Source organism: Runella sp. (assembly GCF_965279615.1).
GTDB lineage: Bacteria > Bacteroidota > Bacteroidia > Cytophagales > Spirosomataceae > Runella.
The window spans coordinates 2,339,602-2,365,037 of the sequence record NZ_OZ257252.1 but is presented as its reverse complement, the minus strand read 5'-3'; the positions used below and the strand labels follow the sequence as shown (position 1 = coordinate 2,365,037).

Sequence of the window (25,436 nt, the reverse complement as noted above, 5' to 3'; positions counted from 1 at the left end):
GAATTGTGATTTAGTGAATGTAAACGTGTTTTGAATTCAGACATTTTAACATTCTTCAGTTTTGCAGTTTTACATTTAGCGGTTTTTCAGTTCCTCAATACTGCCGTCCTTTCCAGACGGTGGTTTTTCGTACATAATAATTGATCAACATGGCAAAATTCGTAAAAACGTGGTAAAGCCAGAAAAAAGGAACACCAATAAAAAGTTGCGGTTGTTGCAGCCAATTCAGAATGCTTACGAGCCAGGCACAGATCCACAACACGTATAAGAAAAGAGTAATAAGAGCGATTTTTGGTGCTGTAATTCCGAGCACTATTATAAAAGGGAAGAATAATGTATTGACATACAAGCCGATACGCTGTTCCCATGGTAAGGACATTGCACCATACATCCAACGTTTTCGTTGAATCAATAAATGCGAATACGTTGGAATTGGTTTGGAAAGAGTGAGCACACGTCGATCAAATAATTGAACAAATCGGAAACCCTTAGCCAGAATCGCTCGAAAAAGAGCGTAATCTTCCGTGATTGAGAAACCGATTTTTTCATACCCTCCCACCGCATCATACGCTTTGCGTGTTACGGCCATATTATTGCCCATAGCCGTAACGGGAAAACCGAACAATGACAATAAACGCATCAACGAAAGATAATACAGCCATTCGAGCCCTTGCATAAGTCCTAATAAGCCGCCACCTTTCATGGTCGTAATTCCTGTCACAATTCCGACATTTGGCTTGAAATGCATAAGCATATTTTCGACCCAGCCCGTAGGAACTTCAATATCAGCATCGGTAAAGAATAGGTAATCTCCTTTGACTTTATGGGCCAATTGTGCTAAGACATTGGTTTTGCCTTTGAGTAAGCTTCCTGAAAGTTTGGAGGCTTCGGGAAGGATTTTTACCAACTCAAAATAGGGTTTATCCTGAATAAACTCCTGAATTAATGCGGACGTATTATCTTCCGAAGCATCATCGCCAATGAGTATTTGGAGGTTTTCTGAGGGATAACTCAATGCTGCCACTGACTTCAAGCAGGTAATGATATTGTCGGATTCGTTGCGAGCGGCGATGAGAATAGAGACTTTTTTCACAAACTGCTTTTTTGCAAAGGTAATGGTTCTTGGAGTGTATTGAGCGTTGGCAAAGCGTTTATTCATTATTGTTGCTTCCAACTTAGGTGTCGTTGTCAGTAAACAAAACATCAACTGTAATTTATTTAGACACTTTAGTGAACGGTAATTGAATAGGAAATTGTTAGAGTGAACATAGTGTTAGCCTTCTTATTTACAATGAATTACAGTTTACAAATCGTATGACTACACATCGACTTACCACCAAAGTTAAAAACAGCAAACTTCTTGAAAAAGAAGAAGAACGGAGAGATTTAGGGTTTGGAACGCGCCTTACAAACGACAGCGGAAGATTGATAAATACCGATGGCACATTCAATGCCCGCCGCATCAATGTTTCGTTTTGGGCATGGTTGGATATATTCCACCGCCTGACGGTCCTTTCGTGGCCGCGCTTTTTTTTGGTTGTGTTCCTGATCTATTTTGTGGTGAATTGCTTTTTTTCGCTGCTTTACATGCTGATCGGCGTTGAACATTTGCAGGGGATTCAGGCCACCGGAACAATGGAGCAATTTTGGGGAGCGTTCTTTTTCAGCGCTCAAACCTTAACCACGGTCGGTTATGGCCATGTAGCGCCGGTAGGATTAATGGTCAGTGCGCTGTCGTCCATTGAGTCATTAGTGGGCGTTTTGGGATTTGCTATCGCTTCGGGTTTGGTGTATGGACGGTTTTCTCGCCCCATCCCTAAAATTCTTTTTAGCCGGAATGCTATCTTTGCTCCTTATTTAGATATTAACGGCTGGATGTTTCGAATGATCAACGAAAGTCCGACGGAATTGGTAGATGTGCGGGTCGACGTTTCCCTGTCTCGATTGGAAACGCTCGCCAACGGGCAACGCTCGCGGCGTTATTATCCGTTAAAATTAGAACGCAGTCAGGTAAATTTTTTCCCTTTAAGTTGGACACTTGTTCATCCGATAACTGAAACCAGCCCCCTGTACGGTGCCACGGAAGAAAGCATGGCGGAATCAGATACTGAATTTCTGGTGTATGTCCGGGCGATTGAAGAGACTTTTTTACAACCGGTACACGCTCGCTATTCATTTAGATATGAAGAGATTGTCTGGGGAGCCAAATTCAGCCCAATGTTTGATAGCGGTAAAACGGAAGAAATAGTAAGAGTAGACGTACAAAAAATTCATGATTTTGAGCCAAAAACCCTGAATTAAGATTTCACTGATATTAGTCAAATGATGGACAATACGAACGACGAAATCCCTAAACGCACCACCAATTACGCCAAATATTCGGGCATTGGACTGCAAATGTTAGGCACCATAGGACTGGGTACGTATGCAGGAGTGAAGCTTGATGAATGGCAGGGAAATAAAACTCCCGGCTGGACGTTGGCGTTGGCATTACTTTCTATCAGTGCGGCTTTATACAATTTTATTAAGCAGGTAAAAGGATAAGGCAGAAAGGAGAATTGCCCCAATAATTTTTTGTTATTCACTGTACTTGCCCGATAATTATTGCCTCTATTGTAGATTAACTTTTATAAAATGCTTCGAACCATCCTTGTCACTGTCATTTTGGGAATTGTACTTTTTACAGCCGATTACTTTTCAATAGGCACCTACATTCACCCTGAAAAGTGGAGCATCCTGGCATTTTTCTTTGCCGTTTCACTGCTTCAACATCGGTTGATGGAACAGGGTTTTAAGGAAAACAGAGAAAAATTCGTCCAATTTTACCTGACAACGGTGGTTGTGCGCCTGTTGCTGTGCCTTGTGTTTGTAGGGGTGTTTTTGTATTTCAAAGTACCGTCACCGAATAGCTTCGTCATTACCTTTTTTGCATTTTATTTATTTTATACTTGTTTTGAAATCTACGGATTGTATCGTAACTTGCGCCGCGATTTGGAATAGGAACGTATTCTTAATTTGTAATCAGTTAATCGTCAGTTATGTTTCAGAGCTTACGTCATACATTTTTCGCGACATTCGCGCTACTTTTTGTTACTTTTTCCGTTGCTTTCGCCGAAGAACCTGCTCATGATCACGAGCATAAAGAAAGCAAATTCAACATTGGAGAAATGATCATGCACCACATTGCGGATGCCCACGAATGGGAATTTGCCCACGGTGCCGCTATTCCTTTACCGGTGATTATTTATGATAATGGCTTGAAGGTATTTTCATCGAGCAATTTCTATCATTCTCCCGATGTTACTCACGAAGATCACGAAAACCATGTATATCCTAATAAGTCATTGGGATATGTTTTGGAACACGAACACATCTATCGCATCGGTGCTGACGGAAAAGCCGACAAAGATTCTCATATATTGGATTTTTCCATTACTAAGAACGTGGCCTCTTTGCTTTTAAGCGCCGTCATTTTGTTGCTTATCTTTACTTCAGTAGCCAAAGGATATTCTAAGAATAAAGGCAAGGCACCTTCAGGTATTCAGTCTTTTCTTGAGCCGATCATTTTGTTCATTCGGGATGAAGTTGTGAAGCCCGCCATTGGTCCTAACTACGAAAAATACCTTCCTTACCTGTTGACGTTGTTTTTCTTCATTTGGGTAAACAACCTTTTGGGTTTGGTACCGGGCGGAGCAAACTTAACCGGAAACATCGCCGTAACACTTATTCTGGCGGTTATCACCTTTATCATTGTTCACTTCAGTGCCAATAAGCATTACTTTGCTCACTTGATCAAACCAACGGGTGTACCGGTAGCCCTATTACCGATCATGATTCCTGTAGAGATCGTCGGAGTATTCATGAAGCCTTTCTCTCTGATGGTTCGACTTTTTGCCAACATCACGGCCGGTCACATCATCATTTTGAGCCTTTTAGGTTTGATCTTTATTGCCAACAATTTAGGCGGTGGCGGTACCGGTTGGGCAGTAAGTCCGTTGGTGCTTATCTTTACGTTATTTATGAACGTCATTGAGTTGTTGGTGGCGTTTTTGCAGGCGTTTATCTTTACACTGCTAACGTCTATGTATATCGGAAGTTCTATCGAAGAGCATCACGAAGCCGACCACGGGCATTAATAATTGCCGTTAAGAGTTAAAAATCAGAATTGACAAATAACTCTCAGCATTTTCAATCGAATTCTTTTGTTTCACTATATAATTTATTACAATCATGTTGCTTCAAATCTTACTCCAAGCTGCTGCTGAAAGCGGTGCAGGTCTAGCGGTATTAGGTGCCGGTATCGGTGCAGGTTTAGCTGCAATCGGTGCAGGTCTGGGTATCGGCCGTATCGGTGGTAGCGCAATGGAAGGTATTGCTCGTCAGCCGGAAGCTGCCGGTCGTATCCAAACTGCGATGTTGATCATCGCGGCTTTGATCGAGGCCGTTGCTCTTTTCGCTGCCGTTATTTGCTTGTTGATTTCTTTCAAGCTCTAATCGCAACAAATGTATTTCGTACTGTGCGCATTAGGCGTCGGTACGAAATACTCCTTTTGTAGTAAACAAGAGACATTCTAAATTATTATCTCAATCTGTAAACTGTATTCAAATGGAATTGTTAACCCCCGCAATCGGCTTACTTTTCTGGATGTTGGTGGTATTTGTTATCTTGGTGGTTATCCTGCGCGTAGCTGCCTGGAAGCCCATCATGAATGGCTTAAAAGAACGCGAACACCAGATTCAAAGTGCGCTTGATCTGGCCGAAAAAACCCGCGCCGACATGGCAAAGTTGCAATCAGACAATGAAAAACTGTTGATTGAAGCCCGTGCAGAGCGCGACAGCATTTTGAAAGCCGCCAAAGAATCGGCTGACCGTCTTATCGCCGAAGCAAAAGACCGTGCAAGTATTGAAGGAAAACGTATCATTGAAGATGCGCGCGAAGCCATCAACAACGAACGCGTTGCCATTGTTGCTCAAATGAAGAAAGAGATCGTTACGATTTCGCTTGATATCGCCGAAAAAGTGTTGCGTAAAGAATTAGGTGACAAATCTGCTCAGGAGAAATTGGTCACTGATTTGGCAAAAGAAGCAAGACTTAACTAGTCAATTATCATTCAACATTGAACATTGGCCTGATGCCTGTTCAATGGTAACTGCTCAATAAATTATGTCTGAATCTACCGTAGCATTACGATACGCCAAATCACTCATCGACTTGGCACAGGAACAAAACTTAGTGGACACAGTTTATCAGGACATGCTTTTCTTCAAAAAAACAGCAGAAGAAAATCGTGGACTGATGTTGGCCCTGAAAAGCCCTGTGGTACGTCACGACAAGAAATTAGCTATTCTGGAAGGTGTATTCAAATCCAGAGTAAGCCCGACTTCTTATACCATCTTTACGATCATTACGAAGAAAAACCGCGAAGCAATCATGTTCAGCATTGCGGAAGAGTTTGTTAAGCTTTATGATGAGAAAAAAGGCATTGTCAAAGCGGTCATTACTTCTTCGATGCCATTGACAGCTCCATTACGTAAACAATTTGCGGGTTTAGTAGCGGAAGCTACCGGCAAAACGGTTGAATTAGAGGAGAAAGTAGATGAGAAACTCATTGGTGGATACGTATTACGGGTTGGAGACAGACAAGTAGATGCCTCTATTCGTACGCGCTTAAACGATTTAAAATTAGAGTTACTCAACTAAGATATTATTTTTTATCTGCTTAGAGTGACAGAAGCCCTCATTGCTTTGCGGTGAGGGCTTTTTTGTGTCTTTCTTTATGTAAAAAAAACCTTCTCTTTGTGAGAAGGAAAGCAGATCATAAAGCATCAAAAATTTCTTCGATGGCATCGGCCAGCGCTTCGTCTTTTTCGGTGATTTTATTGCCCGCATCGTGCGTGGAGAGCTCGAAAGTAACTTTATTGTAAGAGTTTGACCACCAAGGGTGATGCTGCATTTGTTCGGCCACTTCGGCTACTTTGGTCATAAAAGCAAATGCTTCTTTGAAGTCTTCAAATTCGTATTCCCGAACGAGTTTATTGTTTTGTTCCAGCCACATAATTTTGTTTGTTATAGTGAGGATTAACCGCCTGTATCTCTACTAACGATTAATCCGCCACAACTAACATACTTTTTTATTCTGTAATGTTATCTGACACGGAAAAGGAAGCCCCGGATTAAGCTTCCATCGCATCATACACTACAACCTTGCTCCATAAATGAGAGTAATTCTTGATGAATTCCTGATGGATCGGATGATCCTGATATACTTTTTGGCCTGCTGTATCGTCAAAGAACATCAGTTCCGATACGTCCCAGGTAGTATCTACTACATCTCTTTTTTCGGTACTGGCCAATACACCAACATGTATTTTGCGGATGGTTTCTATTTTAGATAAGGTTTTTACGCCTTCTACCAATTTATCGCGGTCGGTGACCGATCCGGGATTTTTCAGCCAGAAAAAAACGTGATGAACCAATTGCTTTTTTAGTGGAGCATCAGCTAAAGCAGAAGTGGCAGCCCCGGTACCGATCATGGCAGCAGTAGTTAAAAAGGAACGACGATTTGATTTTTTCATAGTAAAAATTAAATAGGTGAGTATATAACAAAAGTACAAAAAAGAGGATTGACCATTGTTATTCTACCGTTACTGATTTAGCCAAATTACGTGGTTGGTCTACATTGCGCCCTCTCATTACGGCCACGTAGTAGGAAAGCAATTGGAGTGGAATGGATGAAAGCAAAGGAATCAATATATCATGCGTTTCGGGAACTTCGATCACAAAATCGACCATGCCGGGAATGAGCGTGTCTCCTTCGGTCACGATGGAGATCACGCGGCCTTTGCGTGCTTTTACTTCCTGAATATTAGAGACGATCTTTTCGTAAGAACTGTCTTTGGTGGCAATAAAAACGACCGGCATGTCTTCATCGATCAGCGCAATGGGGCCGTGTTTCATCTCGGCTGCGGGATAACCCTCGGCGTGGATGTACGAAATTTCTTTCAATTTCAGGGCACCTTCCAACGCAACGGGAAAATTAAGGCCACGACCTAAATAGATGAAGTTACGAGCGTACGTGAAGATATAAGCGATTTCCTTGATGCGGTCGGCGGCTTTAAGTACTTGTCCAACTTTGCTTGGGATGTTTACCAGTTCAGTAAGTAATTGCTTATAAAGTTCTTCCGTAATGGTGCCTCGTTTATGTGCAATAGCAATGGCCATTTGCGTCAGCACCGTTACTTGGGCCGTAAAGGCTTTGGTACTTGCTACGCCGATTTCCGGTCCGGCGTGGGTATAGGCACCGGCGTGGGTTTCACGGGCGATGGAAGAACCCACCACATTACACACGCCGAAAATGGTCGCTCCTTTTGATTTAGCGAGCTGAATGGCTGCCAAGGTATCAGCCGTCTCCCCTGATTGAGATATGGCAATGACGAAGTCGTCTGCGTGAATGATGGGATTCCGATACCGAAACTCAGAAGCGTATTCTACTTCTACGGGAATTCGGGCAAGTTCTTCAAAAACGTATTCGGCTACCAAGCCGGCATGCCAAGATGTTCCGCAACCAACGATGATGATGCGTTTGGCGTCGGCCAGTTGGTCCATGTAATCGCTCAAGCCGCCTAATTGCAGAATACCTTCTTCGCTGTTGACTCGTCCGCGCATACTGTCGGCAATGGAGCGAGGCTGTTCGAAGATCTCTTTCAGCATGAAATGATCGTATCCGCCTTTTTCGATGGCTTCCAGTTCCAATTCCAGTTTTTGGATATAAGGTGCCTGCCGCTCATTTTCGAGGTTGACGATTTTGAGTTCACCATTCCGAACAAGTGCTATTTGGTTGTCGTCCAAATAAATAACGTCTTTGGTGTATTCAATAATGGGCGTAGCATCGGAAGCAAAAAAGAATTCGTTTTTTCCGACGCCAATCACCAACGGACTGCTTTTGCGGGCGGCGATCAACTGTGTAGGATCATCTTCAGACATCAGAACAATGGCGTAAGCGCCAACAACTTCCTGTAAGGCAAGGCGTACGGCTTCTTCCAACGAACAATGGGTTTCCTGTTGAATATCTTCAATAAAATGAACCAGTACTTCCGAATCTGTCTGAGAACGAAATTCGTGGCCTTTTTTGAGCAATGCCTGTTTTAGACTATCGTAATTTTCGATGATGCCATTATGAATGATCGCCAGCTTTTTATGATTCGAATAATGAGGGTGAGCGTTCACGTCATTAGGCTCTCCGTGGGTTGCCCAGCGCGTGTGTCCTATGCCTACGGTAGCATGCAGGTCTTTATTCTGCAATTCATTTTCAAGGTCAACAACTTTGCCTTTTTTCTTGTAAATTTTTAAGCCGTCGCCGTTGAGAAGCGCAACACCTGCACTGTCGTAGCCTCTGTATTCGAGACGTTTGAGGCCTTTTAGAATGAGAGGACACGCTTCGCGGTATCCTACATACGCTACAATTCCACACATATTGAGAGATGTTTAAGGTTGGTGAAGGCCTCTATCATTTTTAAAATAAATTACCAACTGAAAGCGCCATACAAACTTTTTTGAAAAACTTACTTTTGTACAATAAATTTAGCCAAAATCCTCGAAATGTACTGAAATATTACAAAAACAAAAAGAGAGCGAAATATTTTCGCTCTCTTTTATAAGAATCATCAATATGCTGATCTATTACTTTATTAGGGTATAGAATATTCTCAATTTTACGTTTTCCTTTGTGGGGTTTATCGTTAAACGATCCACTTTATTGCCAAGAAACGGATAAAAACTCGTCAATGCCTGATTGTTGGTAACGTATGTCTGCAAGGTAGGACCCTGACTGGCGGGCAATAATAACAAGCCCGTACTTTTTTTGAAACCGATAGAAACCGCCTGCAAATATGTAGTAAGTACAAAATTATAATTACGGAATTTAGAGGTATACGGAACGATCTGCGGTAAAACATACGACTGGAAAGTCGCACCGTCTACCGGCAGCAGCAATTCAGTATCTCCTTTGGATCGTAATAATCGATTGGTCTCATCGGTCTCGGCCATCGTGAGGGCACTTGGCAACCCGAATAATCCTCCGACGTGTTGCGGTTGATTGGGTACAATATTTAATTCAGCGCGATTAATGGCTACTCGGCCATCTCCAAACAATTTTGACAAATACGGAAACTCAACTTTAGTCACTACCCCAAGCGCATCCTGAACATAGTTAAGACCACCGGTTTGCGCCGCAGAAAGAGGTTTCAATGGTTGGATAGAACTCAATGCTGTTCCCTGACGGTCTGCCTGCATTTGGTTAAATCGTTTCAGAATGGGAACCTGAAAAATATAGGCAATCGTATCGTTGGTGATATGGTAGTAGAGATTAAGGCTAATACCTGAAGTTCCCGGAGAGAAACCCATCATCATTCCATTACCTGCCGAAGGAACCAACGTAAATCCTTTGAGCATCTGGGCGAATTTAAGCGCAGTACTCACCTCTGTTTTTCCACTCAGATCCAAAATTTGCTGCCCCAGGGTTTTTGAAAGCTTAAATTGGAACGTATTATTGGTAGAAGGAGCAGGATTAAATTTTACAGTGGCCAATGGAGATGCTTCGTATGGAATACTACTGTTGTTGTAGTATGTTTTACCTGTTCGAAGTGTATCGGTCAGGCGGTGGAGGCCGATCTCAAACGGTTGAAGTGTATCTCCGTATAAATACGAATAAGCAACATCCAAATTGAGTGAATCAACCACGTAGGTGTTTGTACTCCCATCCGCATTTAAATTCAAGATCCGTCCCATTTCGAAGAAGGGCTGTCCCGAAACCCGACCAAAGATCGGGTCTCGGTATCTTCCCACCAGCAATTGTTGAGTATTGGACGTGCGTACAGAATCCATAAGAACGGTGCTGGTACGAACGGTAAGCGTATCGGTAAACTGTACCTCTGCTATTACTTCCGGAGGGAGCCCTATTTCTTTGGGCGCCTCGCACGAAGCCAAGGTAACGGCCAAAGCGATGACTGAAAAACAGGCAGCCTTAACCGGCCAATTCATTATATAAGTTGTAATAAGCGTCGGTATAATTTTCGTCTTCTTCAACCAGTTCAAGCTTGCGTTCGGGCAATTCATCAAGGATTCGGTTTAAACTTTCACTAAAATCGTCATCAGCTTTTACTACAGCATCGGCATACGCACATCCAATTTTGATAAAACCTTCAAAATCGGCAGAACGAAGATGTGCCAATGCCTCATCGCTGACATCCATGGCTTTGGCTTTGTCCATAATTCCACCTTCAAATTTGTAATTGAAAGCGTTGTTATAAACGGTGAAAACACACTTCGTATCCTTAAACATCGGATCGTTTTTGTAAGTGGTTTTGAGGTACAAAGGAATCAGAGCGGTCATCCAATCGTTGCAATGCACGATGTCGGGAGCCCAGCCCAACTTTTTAACGGTTTCGAGTACGCCCTTGCAAAAGAAGATGGCGCGCTCATCGTTGTCGTCAAAGAAGTTGTTGTCCTTGTCTAAGAAAACGGACTTTCTGTGAAAATAGTCTTCGTTATCTATAAAATAAACTTGCAACTTGGCGCTTGGGATAGAAGCGACCTTGATTACCAGCGGTTTCTCATCGTCACCGACTGAAATATTAATACCTGAAAGGCGGACTACTTCGTGAAGGCGATTTTTGCGCTCGTTGATGAGTCCGAAACGTGGCACTAATATGCGTATCTCCATGCCCCGCTCTTGCATCGCTTGGGGAAGTCTTCTAACGTAGTCGGCTACCTCGGTGATCTGGAGAAAGGGATTTATCTCGCTGGCTACATACAAAATCCGTAGTTTACTCATAGGCTTTGGTAAAGCTTGATAGGATTGGTTTTGAAGAAAAATTTTGCAAAATTATACAAAATTTTGGCGATTTTCAACCATATTCCCTGAGATTTATTTGATATAGGTGAAAGATATTACCTTTGCAGCCTCAAATTCTTCTGTATCGAATCTATGAAAACACCTTTGGTTGAGAGCTTGGTAGGTTGGGCCACGTTGGGCTTTTTTATTTTATGGGTCATGGAATTCCGCCGAACTGAGTTTCAGGAAAGTTATTGGTTGTTAATGCTTAGCCTGTCTTGTTTGCTGGGTTTTCAATATTTACGCTATCGTCGCGGAGCGGTACCGCTTATTGATCCGGAAACCAAAAAAGAGGCAAAACCAAAGGCAACGGTAAAGCCTTCGATCAAAAAGAAAAAATAATAAAAATTGGTGTTAACTGTCATGAAAATTTTTGAAGATTTCAGGATATTGAATGACTTACAGGAGCCAGAGCGTAATCAAAAAGATACCATCTCCCAAGCGCCGGTAGCGTTCGTCGGCGAGGGCGGTGGCCGAAGAGCGTTTTAACCAATGCATACAGGCACTCATCACAACGACCACTACTGCCGCTCTGACGCAATACCGATGAGTAGTGAAGATAATGACGCAAATTGCCCCCACAACGATTAAGCCTAAAAGCCAATTCAGCACCGCAGAAACCGTTTCTGTACCCCACGCAATGGCCAGTGAAAAGCCCTCTTCCAGTTCGAGCGATTCATACCATGAGAACAGCAATAAATTCTGAAAGGCCAATAACCCATATAAACCCATCAACACGGGACTTTCCCACGCAAGGGTAGTCTCGGTCAGGATGGCAGGTCCCCAGATGCCTGCGGTGTACGCAAGGGCCACCAGCGGCTCTTTAAAGATCTGCGCCGTATGCGTAGAAGAAATTTTGAAGGTAAACCACAAATAAAGACCCACAATACCGGCTAATCCTGCCCCAAATAAAAGCACTTTGGAGGGCAACCAAAAAACAAGCACTAATGCAACAAGCGCAAGACCCGCAACTATTTTAATAAGCAACGGCTCGTGTTTAACGTGAAATTCATGTCTGGGAGTAGGCGCGTGGTCAGATTTGCGATTATCTAACAACCGATCTGTGACGTAAATAATAAATACGGCAATGCCTACCAAAAGAGTGGATACCCATGAAACTTCGCCGTGACCGTTGGGTAATCGACTCGCAATGATGTGGGTTACAACAGCTCCCGCTACTACATCCAGACTGAGCCAATGCGCTCGTTGGAGGTAGTAATTAATGATGAAAACCGTATCTTGAAGCCACTTCATAAGTGTGGGAAGTTAAGAATTGGAAAGATTTGAAGCAAAAAGACGAACTGTTTTAACTCTTTGCTTTTAGGCTTCCTTTGATCTCTCGGATGCGTTCATTGAAGTTCCAATTATGAAAATCGACGTTGGGGAGGCAGGTGGTTTCCAGATAATCCATGACCGTTGGTGGGTGAACAACCCGTTCGCCCACGCGGACATCAATGTATTTTGACGTTACCCAAAGTACATTTTTAAGCTGAGTTCGGTTATCGTCCGTCATGTAATATTCGGTGACGGTGGTATCTTGGTTAAAATAGATCAGTCGAGAGGTAATACGGACCCATTCACTCACCATCGCCGGACGTACGTATGCGATCTGATGCTGATAAACGACCCAGCTTTGGCCCAGTTCGCGGAAAAGTCGTCCGAAATTAAATTCGTATAGTTTTGCTACCTGATCTTCCCGGGCGTTGAAATAATAATCAAAATACTTGGCATTGTTGAGGTGTTGCAAAGGGTCGCAATCCTGAAAACGGATGATTACCCGAGATTCCGGTTCTTTGGGATATTCTTTGCCCGGTATACGTTCGAAAAACATGGAAGTAACAGTAAGTCGTTGAATGAATGAGTTATCTGTAAGGCGCTATTGCCCCTTTTTTTTTGCAAACCAATAGCCGTTTATCTCCATTGGCGAGCGTTGTAGCCGGCAAATATACGTCACCACCGTCTTTTAGTTTTAGTTTTTTACGAAGTTGGTCAGGAAATTACGAATGGTAAGATTCGCTTTTCCACTCAATCCTTTGCATACCAAAACGGTACGGCCACATAGTCAGTCCACACTTTTTTGGGAAGGCTGTCGGTTTTCATGGTTTTTATGTAGAGCGTATTTCGACCTATTTTGCATTTTTCGGTACTCAAATATGTCTTTAAGCCTTTCGTAGTGTGGTATTCTTCAAAGAAAAATTCTACGGGTGTTAATGTACTGTCATTCAATATTATCTTAAAATACTGATTAAAGCAGTCGAGCCGGGTTTTATCTTTCAGTATTCGTTTTTTATAGTTTTTGAGAGTGTCGGGAAGCGTTGGGGCAGAGCAAAACTTCGATAAATCGGCATCAAGCCCCTTATTGTAGGTGATAAACAGCTTCACAAAAGGTTCTTCAATAACGTCAGACTGAATACCGGCTATTACTATTCTTTCGCCTTCCTGCCTGAGATTATCATAATAATTGGCTATTAATTGATGTTCTGCCGAGCCGCTTGAATAAAAATTGCGAGATTCTAAATAAGGAAGACCGTTGTGATCTAATAACTTGAGTGTATATATAAAAATAGACACCCCAAAAAACAAAAAACCGATCAAAGCAATAGCTCGGAAATACTTTTTACGAGGTAGGTTCGAGCCAAATGTAAAGTTTATGTATTGTATGGGCTTATACATACCCATATATAACCAAGTGCTTTTCTGTATGAAGTGTTTATATAATTTCCCTACCAAAGGGTGTTCTCTGTATTTCTCTTTTGAACTAAGTAAAAATATGAGCATGCTTACTACTGCTATAGCCAAAGCAATTGCCATAAAAATAGGTTTAGCTTTGGTGTAGAGCTCCGGAAAATACGTTCTAACGCCAACTGTGCCAAGAAATATAACGACATACAATAGGGCAAGCATTAGGCTAAACAGAACCAATACAAAAGCAATGGAAAAAATTTGACTGCATATTTTGTCCAATCTGACGATGAAACCGTCTAAACTGCCAAATTTCTTTTTATAGATTTCTGCCAACTCTTTATTGGTATTCGGTATATTTTCGAAGTTTATGCCTTGCGGAAATACTGCTCTCAAACCTACCAAAGCTATCCAAAATGCCCGAAGTATAAAGTGTGAAACAAAGGTGATAATAAGTAAATAGGTAGAAGATTTGGCAAAACTATAGGCTAAAATAGGAAATAATTGATCCGGAAGATCATTGGTGAGTTGGTAGTTTTCAAAATAACTCGCTATAGCTTGGTCGGTTAGTTCCGGCAGAAAAGAGGTAGAAAAAATAGCCGCACCGGAGACTACAAATTCCAGGTTCCAGCTTTGGTTTGATAATTCCTGGATCCAGTTGCTTTTTTCGTGAGGAGGAATTTCCATAGAAATTATTTTATGGTAGTTTAGGTGGTAGCAGAAATAAAAATTTATTAATTTTTTGGCTGCAGCTTTATAAGTAGTTGTTATAACGATGCCTTGTTACACACCAATAGTCGTTTATCTCCATTGGAGAGCGTTGTAGCCAGCAAATATACGTCACCACCGTCTTTTAGTTTCAGTTTTTTACGAAGTTCATCGGCCGTTGCCGGAAAATTACGAATGGTCAGGTTTGCTTTTCCATTTGTTAAATAAGGGATAAGGGCCTTAGTATCAGCTTTTATTACGTCGATGAGTTCAAATATTCTTCCAGGGAAATGGGGGAGTAAACTTTCAGAGGTATAAAGGTGACTGTGCGGAGCGAGCTTCGCAACTTGGTACATTGCGGCCAATGACTTAAAAGCACCTGCCTTTAAAACCGCAGCATTGGGTTCATAAACGTATCGAAGAGGATTGCTGAACGAAACTGCGGCAGTAGGTTCATCGGCCCATTGAAAATCAAACGATTGGCTACTGCCGTCGTTCTTAAAGTTAATGGTTTTTACGAGCAGCTCAGAAGAAGAAATTCCGATTTCCAATAACAATTCTTTGCATTCATTTTCAACGGCCACTACATACACCGTTGTGATCTGCGGTACTTCCCGAAGTGTTTGTGTTAGGTCTAATAAGGGAGAAACTTTAATAAGAAGTCGGTGAGCTTTTTCCAACAACAACGGTAAATGAGTTGTAATATCAGGCTCGCAATCGGCCAATCCTACTACGCGGCGTTGATCGGCGGTGCGGCGGGCGGGGTCCAAATAGAGCCAATCTGCTTTGTCTTTCAATTGACGTAAATGAGCAATAGAATCGCCGCAGATAGCGGTAATATTGTTGGCTTTTAGTACCTCAAAGTTATGGTGCGCCCGTTCTGCCAGTTTTTCATTTTGTTCAATATACGTAACGGAATCAAAATAATTTGAGAAAAAAAAAGCATCAATTCCCATGCCGCCGGTCGCGTCGATCAGTGTATGTGAGGCTGCCTGACGCATGATTTCAGCTTTGTAACGGGCGGTGGTTTCGGAAGAACTTTGCTCTACCGAAACGGCAGGAGGGAAGACCAAACGAGGCTCGGCAAACCAGGTCGGAAGTTTGTTCCGTGCCTTTTGCCGAGCCTCAATTTGTGCAATTAAAAATTCTTTCTCCTTCCCGAATTTAAGCAGTAAAGCAGTTGGAGTAGCCGTAATATGTTGTTGGATAAAGGCAATTTGTTCGTTAGATAGCATTGTACTTCGCAACCGCAATCACGAGCTCACGCTCGGTTTTCATTTCTAATTTTTCGTGTTCAAAAAGAGCTTTCAACGCCTCTTCTTTGTCAGACAGGGCACCTAAAACTGATTTTTTGTTCTTTTTGACTTTTACCATGCTGCCGTCCGCTTTAATGAGATAATACTCGTTGGCATCCTCATAGGTATCAAAGCGTACGTTGTTGCTGTACGGGTCTTTGAAATCGGCTTTTTTTAGCGCCTTACTGACTAATTTTACTAAGCTTGTCTTGCCTTCGTACAAGGTCAGAAAGTATACTTCACGCAGGTCGTATTTTGGGGTTTGGGCAGCCGGATAACGCTTGAATTCAAAATTTGCCTTTGTCACCGGATCATTGATCACAAAAGAACTGATCTGGTAGGGAAATACAATGATAGAATCGCCACCCGGGCGTTTCATGAGCAATTCTTTGCTGTAGGCATTGTATTTAATGGGCACTTCTTTAAAGATACGCCCATCCACAAAAGCCAGTTGACCTTTGATCCATTCTGAAATAAAAAAAGGCGAGCCTTTGATTCCTTCATAGCGACTATCAAAAGAAGAAGTCATGTAAGTACCCGTACTGAGGCGCCCGTCTACATCCCGGATGAGGTTGTTGGCATTGTTGGTTTGGGCAAAAAGCGAGGTGCCTGCCAAGACACAGAAGCTGAAAAGGAATACATTTTTCATGTCTTATTGTTTTTATCGGCCGTACAAACAGCAGTTAGCTTTTGAGGTATTCAAAGCTACGATAGATAAACGTCAAACCCAAACCAATGAATGAATCTTTTGGGCAGATAAAATGAAAAAATAGTACGAAGCTAAGATATGCACTCGACGCTTTTGGAGTGAAACCAATAAGAAAAGGCCTCAGAAACTATCGTATTTGGCTACAACCCTTACCAATTCAGCTTCGGTTTTGACAGTTACATTTTGTTGTACCATAAAATCCTTTACTGCGGGCTCTTTATCAGACAACGCTTCCGTAATGGCTTTTTTGCTTTTTTTAACTTTTGTGAGGGTATTATCGGGCTTAAGCAGGTAATATTCGTGTGCGTCTTCGAAGGTATCGTAAGGGATATTGTTGCTGTAAGGATCTTTGTAATCTGCCTTTTTGATCGTTTTATTGATCAACTTTACTAAGCTTGTTTTTCCTTCATACAGCACCAAAAAGAATAGATCGCCGGCGTTGTTCTTCGCCATTTTTGCGGTAGGGAACCGCTTAAATACAAAATCATTTTTGGAAACGGGATCGTTGATCACAAACGAATCCATCAAATTGGAAAATACCTCAATGGAGTCACCAACGGGGTTTTTCATAAACAGTCGTTTGGTGTAGGCGTTGTATTTCAGCGGAACATCCTTAAACAATCGACCATCTGTCAACGAGACCTGACCATTGAGCCATTCATTAATAAACAACGCAGAACCTCTAAAACCTTCGTACCGAAAATCATGGCCGGTGTACGCCCCATCCATCCACATGGGTTGTTTGGGAACAGGATTGGTCGTTTGAGAAATAGCGACGTTTATAATTCCCGGCAGTCCAAAAAGAAGTAGTAAAGATATTCTCATGATTGTATTTTGAGCGTCAGTCAGAAATATTGGTTTTCTGACTGACATTCAATTATATGTTTTTGCTATTTTTCGCCTGCTTTTTTGAAGTAATTATCGGCTTCGCGCTTGTAAAAAGGTGCAAAACTTGGCGGTACAGTACGCAACAACTCGGTTTGTCGCTGCTTGTCTTTTACGTATTGTTCAAACTCGGCGGGCGGATTGCGCGGTTGTGGCTTGGCCGTTTCGGCTTTGCGTTGAGTATCTTCTTCCTGTTGACGTAACGCTTTTTCAGATTCCAACAAACGCGTCACAATTTCCTCCTGACGTTTGATCACTGTAGGATTAATGCGCTTGTTCACCAAGTCGGTTTCGGTCTCATCCATTTTTTCCATTAACTCTTTAACGTCATTGCCAACCTTACGACCGCCTTCCGAGCCTTTTTGAGAATCCATTAACTCCTTAAGCATCTGACGAATACGTGCCTGTTCGGCGGCCATTTGCGCCAATTGCTCCGACATCTGTCGTCCGCCCATGCCGCCTTGACCCTGACCTTGCCCTTTTTGCATTTGCTGGATGCGGTTATTGAGCTGCTTTTGCAGTTCACCCAAATTGCCCGGACTCTTTCCTTTGCCTTTACTGCCTTTTTTGTTGCCACTGCCCGGACTGGCCATCGCCATCATCGCTGCCTGCATTTGCTGAAGCGTCTGGCTAAGCATCAGCGATAGGTTGTTGATGGACGTCATGGCGAACTGTTGCTTGCTGGTAGCCATATTGAGGCGGCGTTCGCGAATGTAGCGTGTGCTTTCTGTCATGTGAAACTTCATGTCGTTGAGCTCACGGGTCACAAACGTCTGGATTTGCATCACTCGTTTGGCCAACGCGTACAAACTGTCTTCTATCACCTTGGCATCGTCCTGAAGTTTAAGTTGATCCTGTGCCAATTTGATGAAACGAGGGTCTTGCAAATTGACGCCTCTGAAATCTTTCATGACGCGCTCTTGGTCAAACGAAAGGTGTATCAGGTTTTCCAAAATATCGCGCAGGTTGTCCATGTTTTCGTCCATCTCCTGCATTTCAGCACTTTCCATTGACTCTTCCATTTGCTGAGCCATTTTCTTCATGGACTTGGCAGCTTTCTTCTGAGACTGGGAAGCGCTTTTGTTTTGCTTCTGCTGAAGTTGTTTCGAGCTGTTTTGCTGTTCTTTTTCTACATCCTTCTGATCTTCTTTGCCCGTATCCATTTCCTGCTTATCGGCAAGTTCTTCGTTCAACTTTTCGAGTTCTTCGATGTCCTTTTTGGTTTCTTCAAACTCTTTGTTCAACTCTTCCTGCTCCTTTTTCAGCTCTTCCTGCTTAGCATCTTCTTTACCATCCTTATCCTTACCATCCTGCTCTTTATCTTTGCTATCCTTATCTTTTCCGTCTTTGTCTTTTCCTTCCTGATCCTTGCCTTTTTGGTCTTTATCTTTCTGGTCTTTATCCTTTTGATCCTTCCCGTCTTTGCCTTTTTGGTCTTTCTGATCTTTCTCTTTCCCTTCTTTCTCTTTGCTTTCCTGCTCTGTTTTTTCGGCCAGTTTTTCCTGTTTTTCGGCCATTTCTTTCAAATCCTTCTGAATCTGTTCGGCTTTTTGTTGAAGCTGAAGCTGTTTGAACATTTCCAATGCTTTTTCAATTTCTTTCTGAGCATTGAATTCTTTGTTTTTCAGCTTGTTCATCAACTCCTGCATCTTATCGTCCTGCTGTTGTTGTTGCAGGAGTTTTTCGAGTTGATCGTAGAGTTTCTTGGTTTCAGGGTCGAGCAATTCTTTCATCAGTTTTTGCAACTGCTCCATCTTTTGCTTCATTTCGGGACTTTGCTCCGCAAAACGTTCCTGCTTTTCCTGCGCGGTTTGAGCCTGCTCCTGCATGCTCTTCATGTCGTTCATGAGTTCTTCGCGCTTTTTGAGCAGGTCTTCGATTTGTTTTTTGTCTTGGAAATCCAACTCACGCTCGCTTTTCAGACGTTGGTCAAGTTTTTCCAACTCTTTCTGCAAACTCTTTGCTTTCTGTAATGTTTTGTTGATTTGAGCTTCGGTTTTCTCGGCCGATTTTTCCGCTTCGGCGCGCACTTCTTCTTTCGAAGGAACGGCGAAGTCGATCATGCGCGATTTGGCTGACTTAGGACCATTTACGCCGTCGTTGTCCCATACCTGTACATAATATTCAATGCGGTCGCCCGGCGTAAGACGAAGGCTGTCCACGTACCATTGGAAGTAAAATGTTTGGTTGGTCGTCGATTTGTTGAACGGAATACCAAAGCCTTTGTAAGCGACTTTTTTCTCGTCGGTTTTATCGCCTTTGCGACGAAGGTTGTAAAACACGCGCAAATTGGAGAAACCGTAATCATCGGCGATGTTGCCGCCCAACACGAAGTAATTGTACAGGGTAGTATCCTGATAATTCTCCAACGTCAGCGTTGGGTGTTTGTCGTTAATAACGTTTAGGAAATAACTGATCTTCTCGCGGTTGTCTGACTCATCGTTTTTGAGTTTGATCTCGTAATTGGCTGAGTGCCGAACGTTTTTCTGAAATTCATAACCGCCCGTCAGTTTGCTTTCGGCGGGATACACTTTTTTGTCGCCTTCAAATGCCAAGGCCATATCTTCGGTAGCGTCGGTGTTGAAATCCCACGTAATGGTGGTGCCTTCGGGGACGGTCAGGTTGCCTACATTGCTCAATTGCTCCGCAGGTTTTCCTAAATAAGAAGGATATTGAAGCGTGACATCAAACGACAACAGGCTTGGGCGCTCAGCTACGATCAACTTATAATTGTTTGATTTATAGCCGGCTGCTTCAAATTGAAACTCTATCGGACGCTGAACATTTTTGAATGTATAGCTATAAGTATCGGCATCTTCGGGTTCGAGTTTGAACTTGGCTTTGTTATGTACTACGTAAACTGCTTCGGGCAATGCTCCGCCCGCCAACGAAACCTGTAACGTAAAATCTTCGTTACGGAAGGCTTTGAGGTTGGGGTTGTCTAGTTTGAAGGTAAATGGAGCGTCGTTGTATTCTTTTTCAAAGTGAATGATACGGTCAGAACTGTTGGCAAAAAAGCGGGGATTGATAAGCAATACCAAGCCAATGGCGGCCAATGGGTAAATAGCGTATTTAAGATAACGACGATTTTGGTCGATCTTGACGGCATCTGAAAAGCGCACGATCAGCAATTGCTTCGATTTTTGCTGAATACTGGCTTCGATCAGGTCGGTTTGCGCTCCGGATAAATTGCGTAACTGTAAGGTATTGATGAGTTTGTCGCCGATTTCGGGAAAGAAATTTCCGATTTGTCCGGCAGCTTCTTCGTCTGAAAGCGACTTGCGCAAACCGTATAAATGCACTAAAGGAGTAACTACCCAACGGGCCAACGCATAGCCCAGAATAGCTAAAAAGCCAAAGAAAAGCGTACCCCGTACCGTTGAACTGAAACGCCCGAAGTACTCTATGGTGTTGACAAATAAGTACGCCGACAGCACAAAAGCTGCCGCGAAAATCACACCTTTGACGAGTTGGTTCAGATAAAATTTCCGTTTGTACTCACCAATGCGCTCCTGCAGTACGGAAAGTGTTTGGGTTTTCATATAGTAGTGTTTGGGCGGTGCTTAAAGGTTGGACGTCGTTATTCCAAAGTTACTAATAAATTTAACGCAAAAATGATGCAAAAAGTAAATTTGGGAGAGAAAGATTCTGAGAATAACGCAAATTGGGGGAAATCTTATAGGCGATAGGGGGATTTGTAGGGGCAGGCCTCGCGTCTGCCCCCTTCGCACATCAAACCGGGTAAATGTCAACTTGGTCAGATTGGGCAGACGCGAGGCCTGCCCCTACGGTTTTATTCGCCGGGTTTATAAATTCGTTCGGCGTTATTCATGACGTCTTTTTTATAGAAAAAGATTTCTTTGAATTGGCTGTTAATGTATCCTTTCACTTGATCGGTAAAATGCGGTGAATTCGGGTCGGTACTGGCACCACCGGTCAGAATAGTCTTGGCTTTCAGCGTTTTGCCAAATTCAATTACAGCCACAAAGGTATTGCCATTGACCCCGTAACGGGCTTTCGCCTGCGGAACTTTACGGGTTGAATAGGCATTGAGCGAACCCATTGGTCCCGGTGTGGCGGTTACGGCCCGGCTCGGGCGACTGTCGCTGAAGGTTTCTCCTTCTTTAATGCGTTGAAAACGATTGATACTTCCCCAAGGTACTTCCCACGTTCCAAAATCTTTTTTCAATTCCTGAATGACCTGCGTCAAAAGGTTAAGTTGCTCTTTTGAAGTAATAAAATCCGTTGAAAGGTTGGCGCCGTTGGTCACGGAATAATTTTCTTCGTTGGCAATGGGTTTTTTGAGTCGGGCAACGTTCAGCGGAATGATCTTTTCTACCCACATAACCGCCAATGTTGTTGCCACAGAGGTGGTATCTGCGCGAAAATTCCAACGACGAAGCGTTTGAATAGGTGCGGCAAGCAGCGCTGATACAGAATCAGTTTGATTTGATTCAAACGATTTGATCAACGTTGGAATAAAACGCTCGGCGTTAGGCAAGTAGGTGTCATGTGCCGCCGTAATGACGTCGTCAATGGTGGCATTTTGAAGCTTACTCAGTAGCCGTACAGCGTTCATGGCACGGGGTGTATGGCCATCCGGAAGCATGTACGCTGGTTTACGACTCATCAGTGTATCAAAAGTACCTGCGCCATAGAGGGGTGTAGAATTACAATTTTGCACCCAACCGTTTACGGGATTAATATAATGTGGAATTTCGCTTAGAGGGTGTGTTCCCTGCCATTCGGTGGCGTCAGTACTGCCATCTACGGGGCGTTTCCAGTCAAAAGAAGGGTCGCGTTGGGGAACGTAATTGCCGTGCCAATAGGCAATGTTTCCTTTGCGGTCGGCATAGATGATGTTATTCCCGACCATGACACGTTTCCCAATGGTTGACTGAAATTCTTCAAAACTTTTAGCCTTCATTTTCTTCCAATGAACTCCCAACAACTCAATATTGGCATCGGTACTTTTCAGCGTTATCCATCTTTTATCCCTGACCGCCACAACGGGGCCGTGATGAGTACGATAAACGGTGAAAGTTTTGGAAAGCAATTCATTGTCTTTTTTGTAACGAACCGTGATGCGTGAGCTGTCAACGCTCCGCAATTCGCCGTTGTAGCGATACGAATATTTGCCGTCTTTCTTCTCTACAGTTTCGGCATACAGGTCTTTGGCATCAGAGAGAGTGATGGGATGCATCCATCCGCAAAAATCATTAAAGCCCTGAAAGATATTGAATTGACCCAAAAACGGCGCGCCATACGAGTTGAGTCCCTGCTTGCTTACCAAATGGATTTCCAGCCGCCCGTAAAACTCGGAGTGAGGATTGATGAGCAACATAGCGTTCTTATTTTGCGTCCGCGACGGAGCTATGGCCCAACCGTTGGAACCGCCCGCTTCCTGATAAAATTCATGGTTGACCTTGGGTAGATAAGAGAGGGAAATAGCTGCATTTTTGGAATAAAATTGACGAAATTCTATTTCCGTAAGATTGCTGTTGGCGATGGAGGGAATATTGTTCATCAGCACCATCCAAGGCTCTACGCGGGTGATAAGTTTGGGCTTTTGAGCCGGGTGCGAGATCATGTAGAAATTAATGCCGGCCGCGTAGGCATCGCATAATTTGCGAAGCCACTTGGGGGTTTGATGATATAACGCTATGGCTCGGGTCGAATCAATAAAGGTTCGTGCCCACAGATCCTGATACAGTTCCTTTTCCCCTTCGACTTCCGCCTGACGTCCCAAACGGGTGATCAGTGTATTTTCCACTTTCTCAAAAAACTCTTCGCATTGAATATACATCATGCCAAACACCGCATCGGCGTCAGTTTTTGTATAAACGTGCGGTACGCCCCATTTGTCTTTGACAACGGTAATGCGTTGGGCTTGTTTTCGAAGTTGCGCGATTTCGTCAGATGAAAAAGTTTGAGCTTGTAAGAAGCTGTTAGTGAACGCAATAAAGATTAATATAAGGGTAAACAGTCGTTTCATACTGTTGCAGGGTGGTTTTTGTAGATGTTGATGAAAAGGGGACTTGGACTATGGCAATTTAGAAGAAAATTTTGAAAAACAGAAGAGAGGTTGTTGGTGTTTTTTCACCAACTAAATCCAAAAAGCCTCAGCGAGGCGCAACCTTTGTAGAATCGGTGAGGCGCAACCTTTATTGATTTATAAATGCAATTTCATTCCTTCATGGGAAGCCTTAAAGCCCAAATTTTCGTAGAAGCGAATGGCGTCGGGACGTTTTTTGTCGGTGGTTAACTGTAAGACATGAGCGCCTTTTTCTTTGACTCTCTCAATGGCCCATTTGAATAATGTTTCGCCAATTCCCTGCCCGCGTTGATCACTTCGTATTCTAACCGCCTCAATTTGAGCTCTAATGCCGCCTTGATAGGTTAAGTACTGAATATAGCTTAACTGTAAAGTGCCGATGATTTCTCCCCTTTCATTTTCAATTACAATCAATTCCTGATTAGGGTCATTGTCGATATTGGCAAAGGCTTGGTAATATTGGTCAGGCAAAGGTTCCTGATAGTTTTCTCTCAATTTCCCCAATTCATCATCCGCCAACATTTGGACAATGAAGGGGACATCTTTTTTAGTGGCTTTTCTGAATTTCATTACAAAGGTTACGCTTCCGCGCGGCGGATCCTGCTGAGGCTTTTTTGAACTCACCTAAAGTGGCAATTTATGCAAAAATAACTTATTTGAGCGGCATAATCAGAGCATTTATCAGATGTTAACAGGCCTTTTTCTTTGAGTTTTTTCTGCACTGATCGCTGCAATACTTTACTTCCTGCCACACTTTTTCCCACTTTTTGCGCCACGTAAACGGCCGCCCGCAAGCAATGCAGGTTTTTTTGGGAAGGTTTTCTTTTTTGACATTTTTCATGGCTAGGTACTGCCTGTCACCCTTTAGCGATTTTATTCATGCTGATACTACGCTGTTGCGAACAATGGAAGCGTTCAACTGTATCATTGCGTAATGCTTTATGTTTGGTCAAGCGGCCGTTCATGCGCTTGCGCCACATCTCAAAACTGCTCCGTTTCATTTGCTTTCGCATGAGGGCAATCACTTCTTTTTCGGGAAGCCCAAATTGTGCTTCAATCGCTTCAAAAGGGGTTCGGTCTTCCCACGCCATTTGCACGATACGGTCTGTTTCCTGATATGATAAATTCATGTGGTACAATAATCTTTGTACGTTCTAACACGGTTGGGACGGATTTGTTTGGAAAGAAGTCTATCTATACTTGTAAGCAGAAGAATTTTGGTGTATATGTAACTTATTTACCGGTTATGAGTCTAATATTTGAGCTATCGGTAAAAGTGAGATAGGTAGGGTAAGGATAAACCAGTACTTTTGTGTTATTATGATGTACTATAGACGCAAAATATTGCTTTCAATACTTGAAGTTTTCGGAGGTCAGCTTAATAAGATAAACCTTCAAAAACTGCTGTTATTATTCACAAAGTATCAAGATAAACCATCTTTTGAGTTTGTCCCTCACCGTTATGGCTGTTTTTCATTTCAGTCCAATTGGGATATACAAGCTTTAAAGACGTACGGCAAAATCAAAGATACAGGGAAAGGGTGGGAGTTGGAAGAAATGACTTCATTTCGTAATGAATTAACTGCTGATGACAAGAATAAACTTTCTCACTTATATAGGGTGTATAAAAATTTTTCAACGGATGAGTTAATGCGGGAAACCTATATAAAATACCCTTACTATGCCTTTAGAAGTGAAAAAGCAAAAGAGTTATTAACAGATGTTGAATTTACCAGAGTAATGAACCAAAAGCCTGAGAAAAAAAACACCGTGCTTTATACTATTGGTTATGAGGGAATAACGATTGAAAAATATTTTAATAAACTTTTGCTAAACGATGTAAAAATCTTGTGTGATGTGAGGCGTAATCCGTTGAGTCAAAAAGTTGGGTTTTCAAAAAATCAATTAAAGTCAGTTTGTGATGCTATTGGGATAACTTATATCCACTTACCCCAACTTGGTATTCCCAGCGAAAAACGGCAAAATTTGGTTACCCAGAAAGATTATGATGTGTTATTTGAAGACTATGAGACAAACTATCTGATTAATCAGGGAGAGTACATTAAGACCATTTTTGACCTTCTGGAGAAGAACCAACGGATTGCGCTGACATGTTTTGAAGCGTCTTTTTGCCAATGCCATAGAAGTAAGGTTGCTAAAGCTGTAACTGAGTTAGAATTTTGGAATTTTGAACTAATACATCTATAAA

Annotated in this window: 26 protein-coding genes and 1 pseudogene; 9 read left to right on the top strand and 18 right to left on the bottom strand. The window is 42.7% G+C overall.

The genetic code is table 11. The annotated features are described in order from the left end of the window. Positions 1–94: 94 nt before the first annotated feature. Complete coding sequence (locus tag ACQY73_RS10335; RefSeq protein WP_428665145.1) at positions 95–1,159, bottom strand: glycosyltransferase; 1,065 nt, start codon at positions 1,157–1,159, stop codon at positions 95–97. 155 nt (positions 1,160–1,314) lie between these two features. On the opposite strand from ACQY73_RS10335, the gene ACQY73_RS10330 reads away from it, so the two are divergent. The 7 genes from ACQY73_RS10330 (at position 1,315) to atpH (ending at position 5,702) form a co-directional block, all read left to right on the top strand. Next, positions 1,315–2,301, top strand: a complete 987-nt coding sequence (locus tag ACQY73_RS10330; protein WP_428665142.1) for an ion channel — start codon at positions 1,315–1,317, stop codon at positions 2,299–2,301. Between the two features lie 21 nt (positions 2,302–2,322). Then, positions 2,323–2,544 (top strand): AtpZ/AtpI family protein, encoded by a 222-nt coding sequence (locus ACQY73_RS10325; RefSeq protein WP_428665140.1) that lies wholly within the window; start codon positions 2,323–2,325, stop codon positions 2,542–2,544. 90 nt (positions 2,545–2,634) lie between these two features. Further along, the gene (locus tag ACQY73_RS10320) at positions 2,635–3,000 is read left to right on the top strand and encodes a hypothetical protein (protein WP_428665137.1); all 366 of its coding nucleotides are present in this window, start codon (positions 2,635–2,637) and stop codon (positions 2,998–3,000) included. A 38-nt stretch (positions 3,001–3,038) separates the two neighbouring features. Continuing rightward, positions 3,039–4,136 (top strand): F0F1 ATP synthase subunit A, encoded by a 1,098-nt coding sequence (gene atpB / locus ACQY73_RS10315; RefSeq protein ID WP_428665134.1) that lies wholly within the window; start codon positions 3,039–3,041, stop codon positions 4,134–4,136. Between the two features lie 94 nt (positions 4,137–4,230). Beyond that, complete coding sequence (gene atpE / locus ACQY73_RS10310) at positions 4,231–4,494, top strand: ATP synthase F0 subunit C (RefSeq protein WP_114069480.1); 264 nt, start codon at positions 4,231–4,233, stop codon at positions 4,492–4,494. A gap of 112 nt (positions 4,495–4,606) precedes the next feature. After that, on the top strand, positions 4,607–5,101 hold the full coding sequence (gene atpF / locus ACQY73_RS10305) for a F0F1 ATP synthase subunit B (protein ID WP_428665131.1): 495 nt from the start codon (positions 4,607–4,609) through the stop codon (positions 5,099–5,101). A 64-nt stretch (positions 5,102–5,165) separates the two neighbouring features. Next, a complete protein-coding gene (atpH, locus tag ACQY73_RS10300) occupies positions 5,166–5,702 on the top strand; it encodes an ATP synthase F1 subunit delta (protein WP_428665129.1) in 537 nt (178 codons plus the stop codon). 115 nt (positions 5,703–5,817) lie between these two features. On the opposite strand, the gene ACQY73_RS10295 is transcribed toward atpH, so the two are convergent. The 5 genes from ACQY73_RS10295 to ACQY73_RS10275 all read right to left on the bottom strand — a co-directional run bounded on the left by ACQY73_RS10295 (position 5,818) and on the right by ACQY73_RS10275 (position 10,833). Beyond that, entirely contained in the window at positions 5,818–6,057 is a 240-nt protein-coding gene (locus ACQY73_RS10295; protein ID WP_428665127.1) for a 4a-hydroxytetrahydrobiopterin dehydratase, read from the bottom strand. 118 nt (positions 6,058–6,175) lie between these two features. After that, a complete protein-coding gene (locus ACQY73_RS10290) occupies positions 6,176–6,577 on the bottom strand; it encodes a Dabb family protein (protein WP_428665124.1) in 402 nt (133 codons plus the stop codon). A gap of 58 nt (positions 6,578–6,635) precedes the next feature. After that, positions 6,636–8,474 carry a glutamine--fructose-6-phosphate transaminase (isomerizing) gene (glmS, locus tag ACQY73_RS10285; protein WP_428665121.1) on the bottom strand — a complete coding sequence of 613 codons (1,839 nt, stop codon included), beginning with the start codon at positions 8,472–8,474 and terminating at the stop codon, positions 6,636–6,638. A gap of 207 nt (positions 8,475–8,681) precedes the next feature. Next, the gene (locus ACQY73_RS10280; RefSeq protein ID WP_428665118.1) at positions 8,682–10,040 is read right to left on the bottom strand and encodes a DUF4270 family protein; all 1,359 of its coding nucleotides are present in this window, start codon (positions 10,038–10,040) and stop codon (positions 8,682–8,684) included. Continuing rightward, positions 10,024–10,833, bottom strand: coding sequence for a glycogen/starch synthase (locus ACQY73_RS10275; RefSeq protein WP_428665116.1), 810 nt, complete (start codon positions 10,831–10,833; stop codon positions 10,024–10,026). The genes ACQY73_RS10280 and ACQY73_RS10275 overlap by 17 nt, the downstream gene beginning before the upstream one ends. Before the next feature lie 153 nt (positions 10,834–10,986). On the opposite strand from ACQY73_RS10275, the gene ACQY73_RS10270 reads away from it, so the two are divergent. Continuing rightward, entirely contained in the window at positions 10,987–11,235 is a 249-nt protein-coding gene (locus ACQY73_RS10270; RefSeq protein WP_428665113.1) for a hypothetical protein, read from the top strand. A 57-nt stretch (positions 11,236–11,292) separates the two neighbouring features. On the opposite strand, the gene ACQY73_RS10265 is transcribed toward ACQY73_RS10270, so the two are convergent. From ACQY73_RS10265 to ACQY73_RS10210, 12 genes and pseudogenes are all read right to left on the bottom strand, one after another. Continuing rightward, positions 11,293–12,147, bottom strand: a complete 855-nt coding sequence (locus ACQY73_RS10265) for a hypothetical protein (protein ID WP_428665110.1) — start codon at positions 12,145–12,147, stop codon at positions 11,293–11,295. Between the two features lie 52 nt (positions 12,148–12,199). Next, entirely contained in the window at positions 12,200–12,724 is a 525-nt protein-coding gene (locus ACQY73_RS10260; RefSeq protein ID WP_428665107.1) for an acyl-CoA thioesterase, read from the bottom strand. Between the two features lie 31 nt (positions 12,725–12,755). Then, positions 12,756–12,839, bottom strand: a pseudogene (locus ACQY73_RS10255) (hypothetical protein); the annotation flags it as partial. A 79-nt stretch (positions 12,840–12,918) separates the two neighbouring features. After that, positions 12,919–14,262 carry a hypothetical protein gene (locus ACQY73_RS10250; protein WP_428665105.1) on the bottom strand — a complete coding sequence of 448 codons (1,344 nt, stop codon included), beginning with the start codon at positions 14,260–14,262 and terminating at the stop codon, positions 12,919–12,921. Positions 14,263–14,342: 80 nt separating this feature from the next. Further along, on the bottom strand, positions 14,343–15,518 hold the full coding sequence (locus ACQY73_RS10245; protein ID WP_428665102.1) for a class I SAM-dependent methyltransferase: 1,176 nt from the start codon (positions 15,516–15,518) through the stop codon (positions 14,343–14,345). After that, a complete protein-coding gene (locus tag ACQY73_RS10240) occupies positions 15,508–16,227 on the bottom strand; it encodes a hypothetical protein (protein WP_428665100.1) in 720 nt (239 codons plus the stop codon). The genes ACQY73_RS10245 and ACQY73_RS10240 overlap by 11 nt, the downstream gene beginning before the upstream one ends. A gap of 180 nt (positions 16,228–16,407) precedes the next feature. Continuing rightward, positions 16,408–17,112, bottom strand: a complete 705-nt coding sequence (locus ACQY73_RS10235; protein ID WP_428665097.1) for a hypothetical protein — start codon at positions 17,110–17,112, stop codon at positions 16,408–16,410. A gap of 65 nt (positions 17,113–17,177) precedes the next feature. Further along, positions 17,178–20,714, bottom strand: a complete 3,537-nt coding sequence (locus tag ACQY73_RS10230; RefSeq protein WP_428665094.1) for a DUF4175 family protein — start codon at positions 20,712–20,714, stop codon at positions 17,178–17,180. A 251-nt stretch (positions 20,715–20,965) separates the two neighbouring features. Beyond that, positions 20,966–23,167: a penicillin acylase family protein gene (locus tag ACQY73_RS10225; protein WP_428665092.1), complete on the bottom strand. Its 2,202-nt coding sequence runs from the start codon at positions 23,165–23,167 to the stop codon at positions 20,966–20,968. A gap of 177 nt (positions 23,168–23,344) precedes the next feature. Further along, a complete protein-coding gene (locus ACQY73_RS10220) occupies positions 23,345–23,851 on the bottom strand; it encodes an N-acetyltransferase family protein (protein ID WP_428665090.1) in 507 nt (168 codons plus the stop codon). 64 nt (positions 23,852–23,915) lie between these two features. Then, on the bottom strand, positions 23,916–24,068 hold the full coding sequence (locus tag ACQY73_RS10215; protein ID WP_428665088.1) for a DUF2256 domain-containing protein: 153 nt from the start codon (positions 24,066–24,068) through the stop codon (positions 23,916–23,918). 16 nt (positions 24,069–24,084) lie between these two features. Next, positions 24,085–24,357 carry a TIGR03643 family protein gene (locus tag ACQY73_RS10210; RefSeq protein ID WP_428665086.1) on the bottom strand — a complete coding sequence of 91 codons (273 nt, stop codon included), beginning with the start codon at positions 24,355–24,357 and terminating at the stop codon, positions 24,085–24,087. Between the two features lie 214 nt (positions 24,358–24,571). Here ACQY73_RS10210 and ACQY73_RS10205 point away from each other — a divergent pair, with 214 nt between their 5' ends. Further along, positions 24,572–25,435 carry a DUF488 family protein gene (locus tag ACQY73_RS10205; RefSeq protein WP_428665083.1) on the top strand — a complete coding sequence of 288 codons (864 nt, stop codon included), beginning with the start codon at positions 24,572–24,574 and terminating at the stop codon, positions 25,433–25,435. Position 25,436 lies beyond the last annotated feature (1 nt).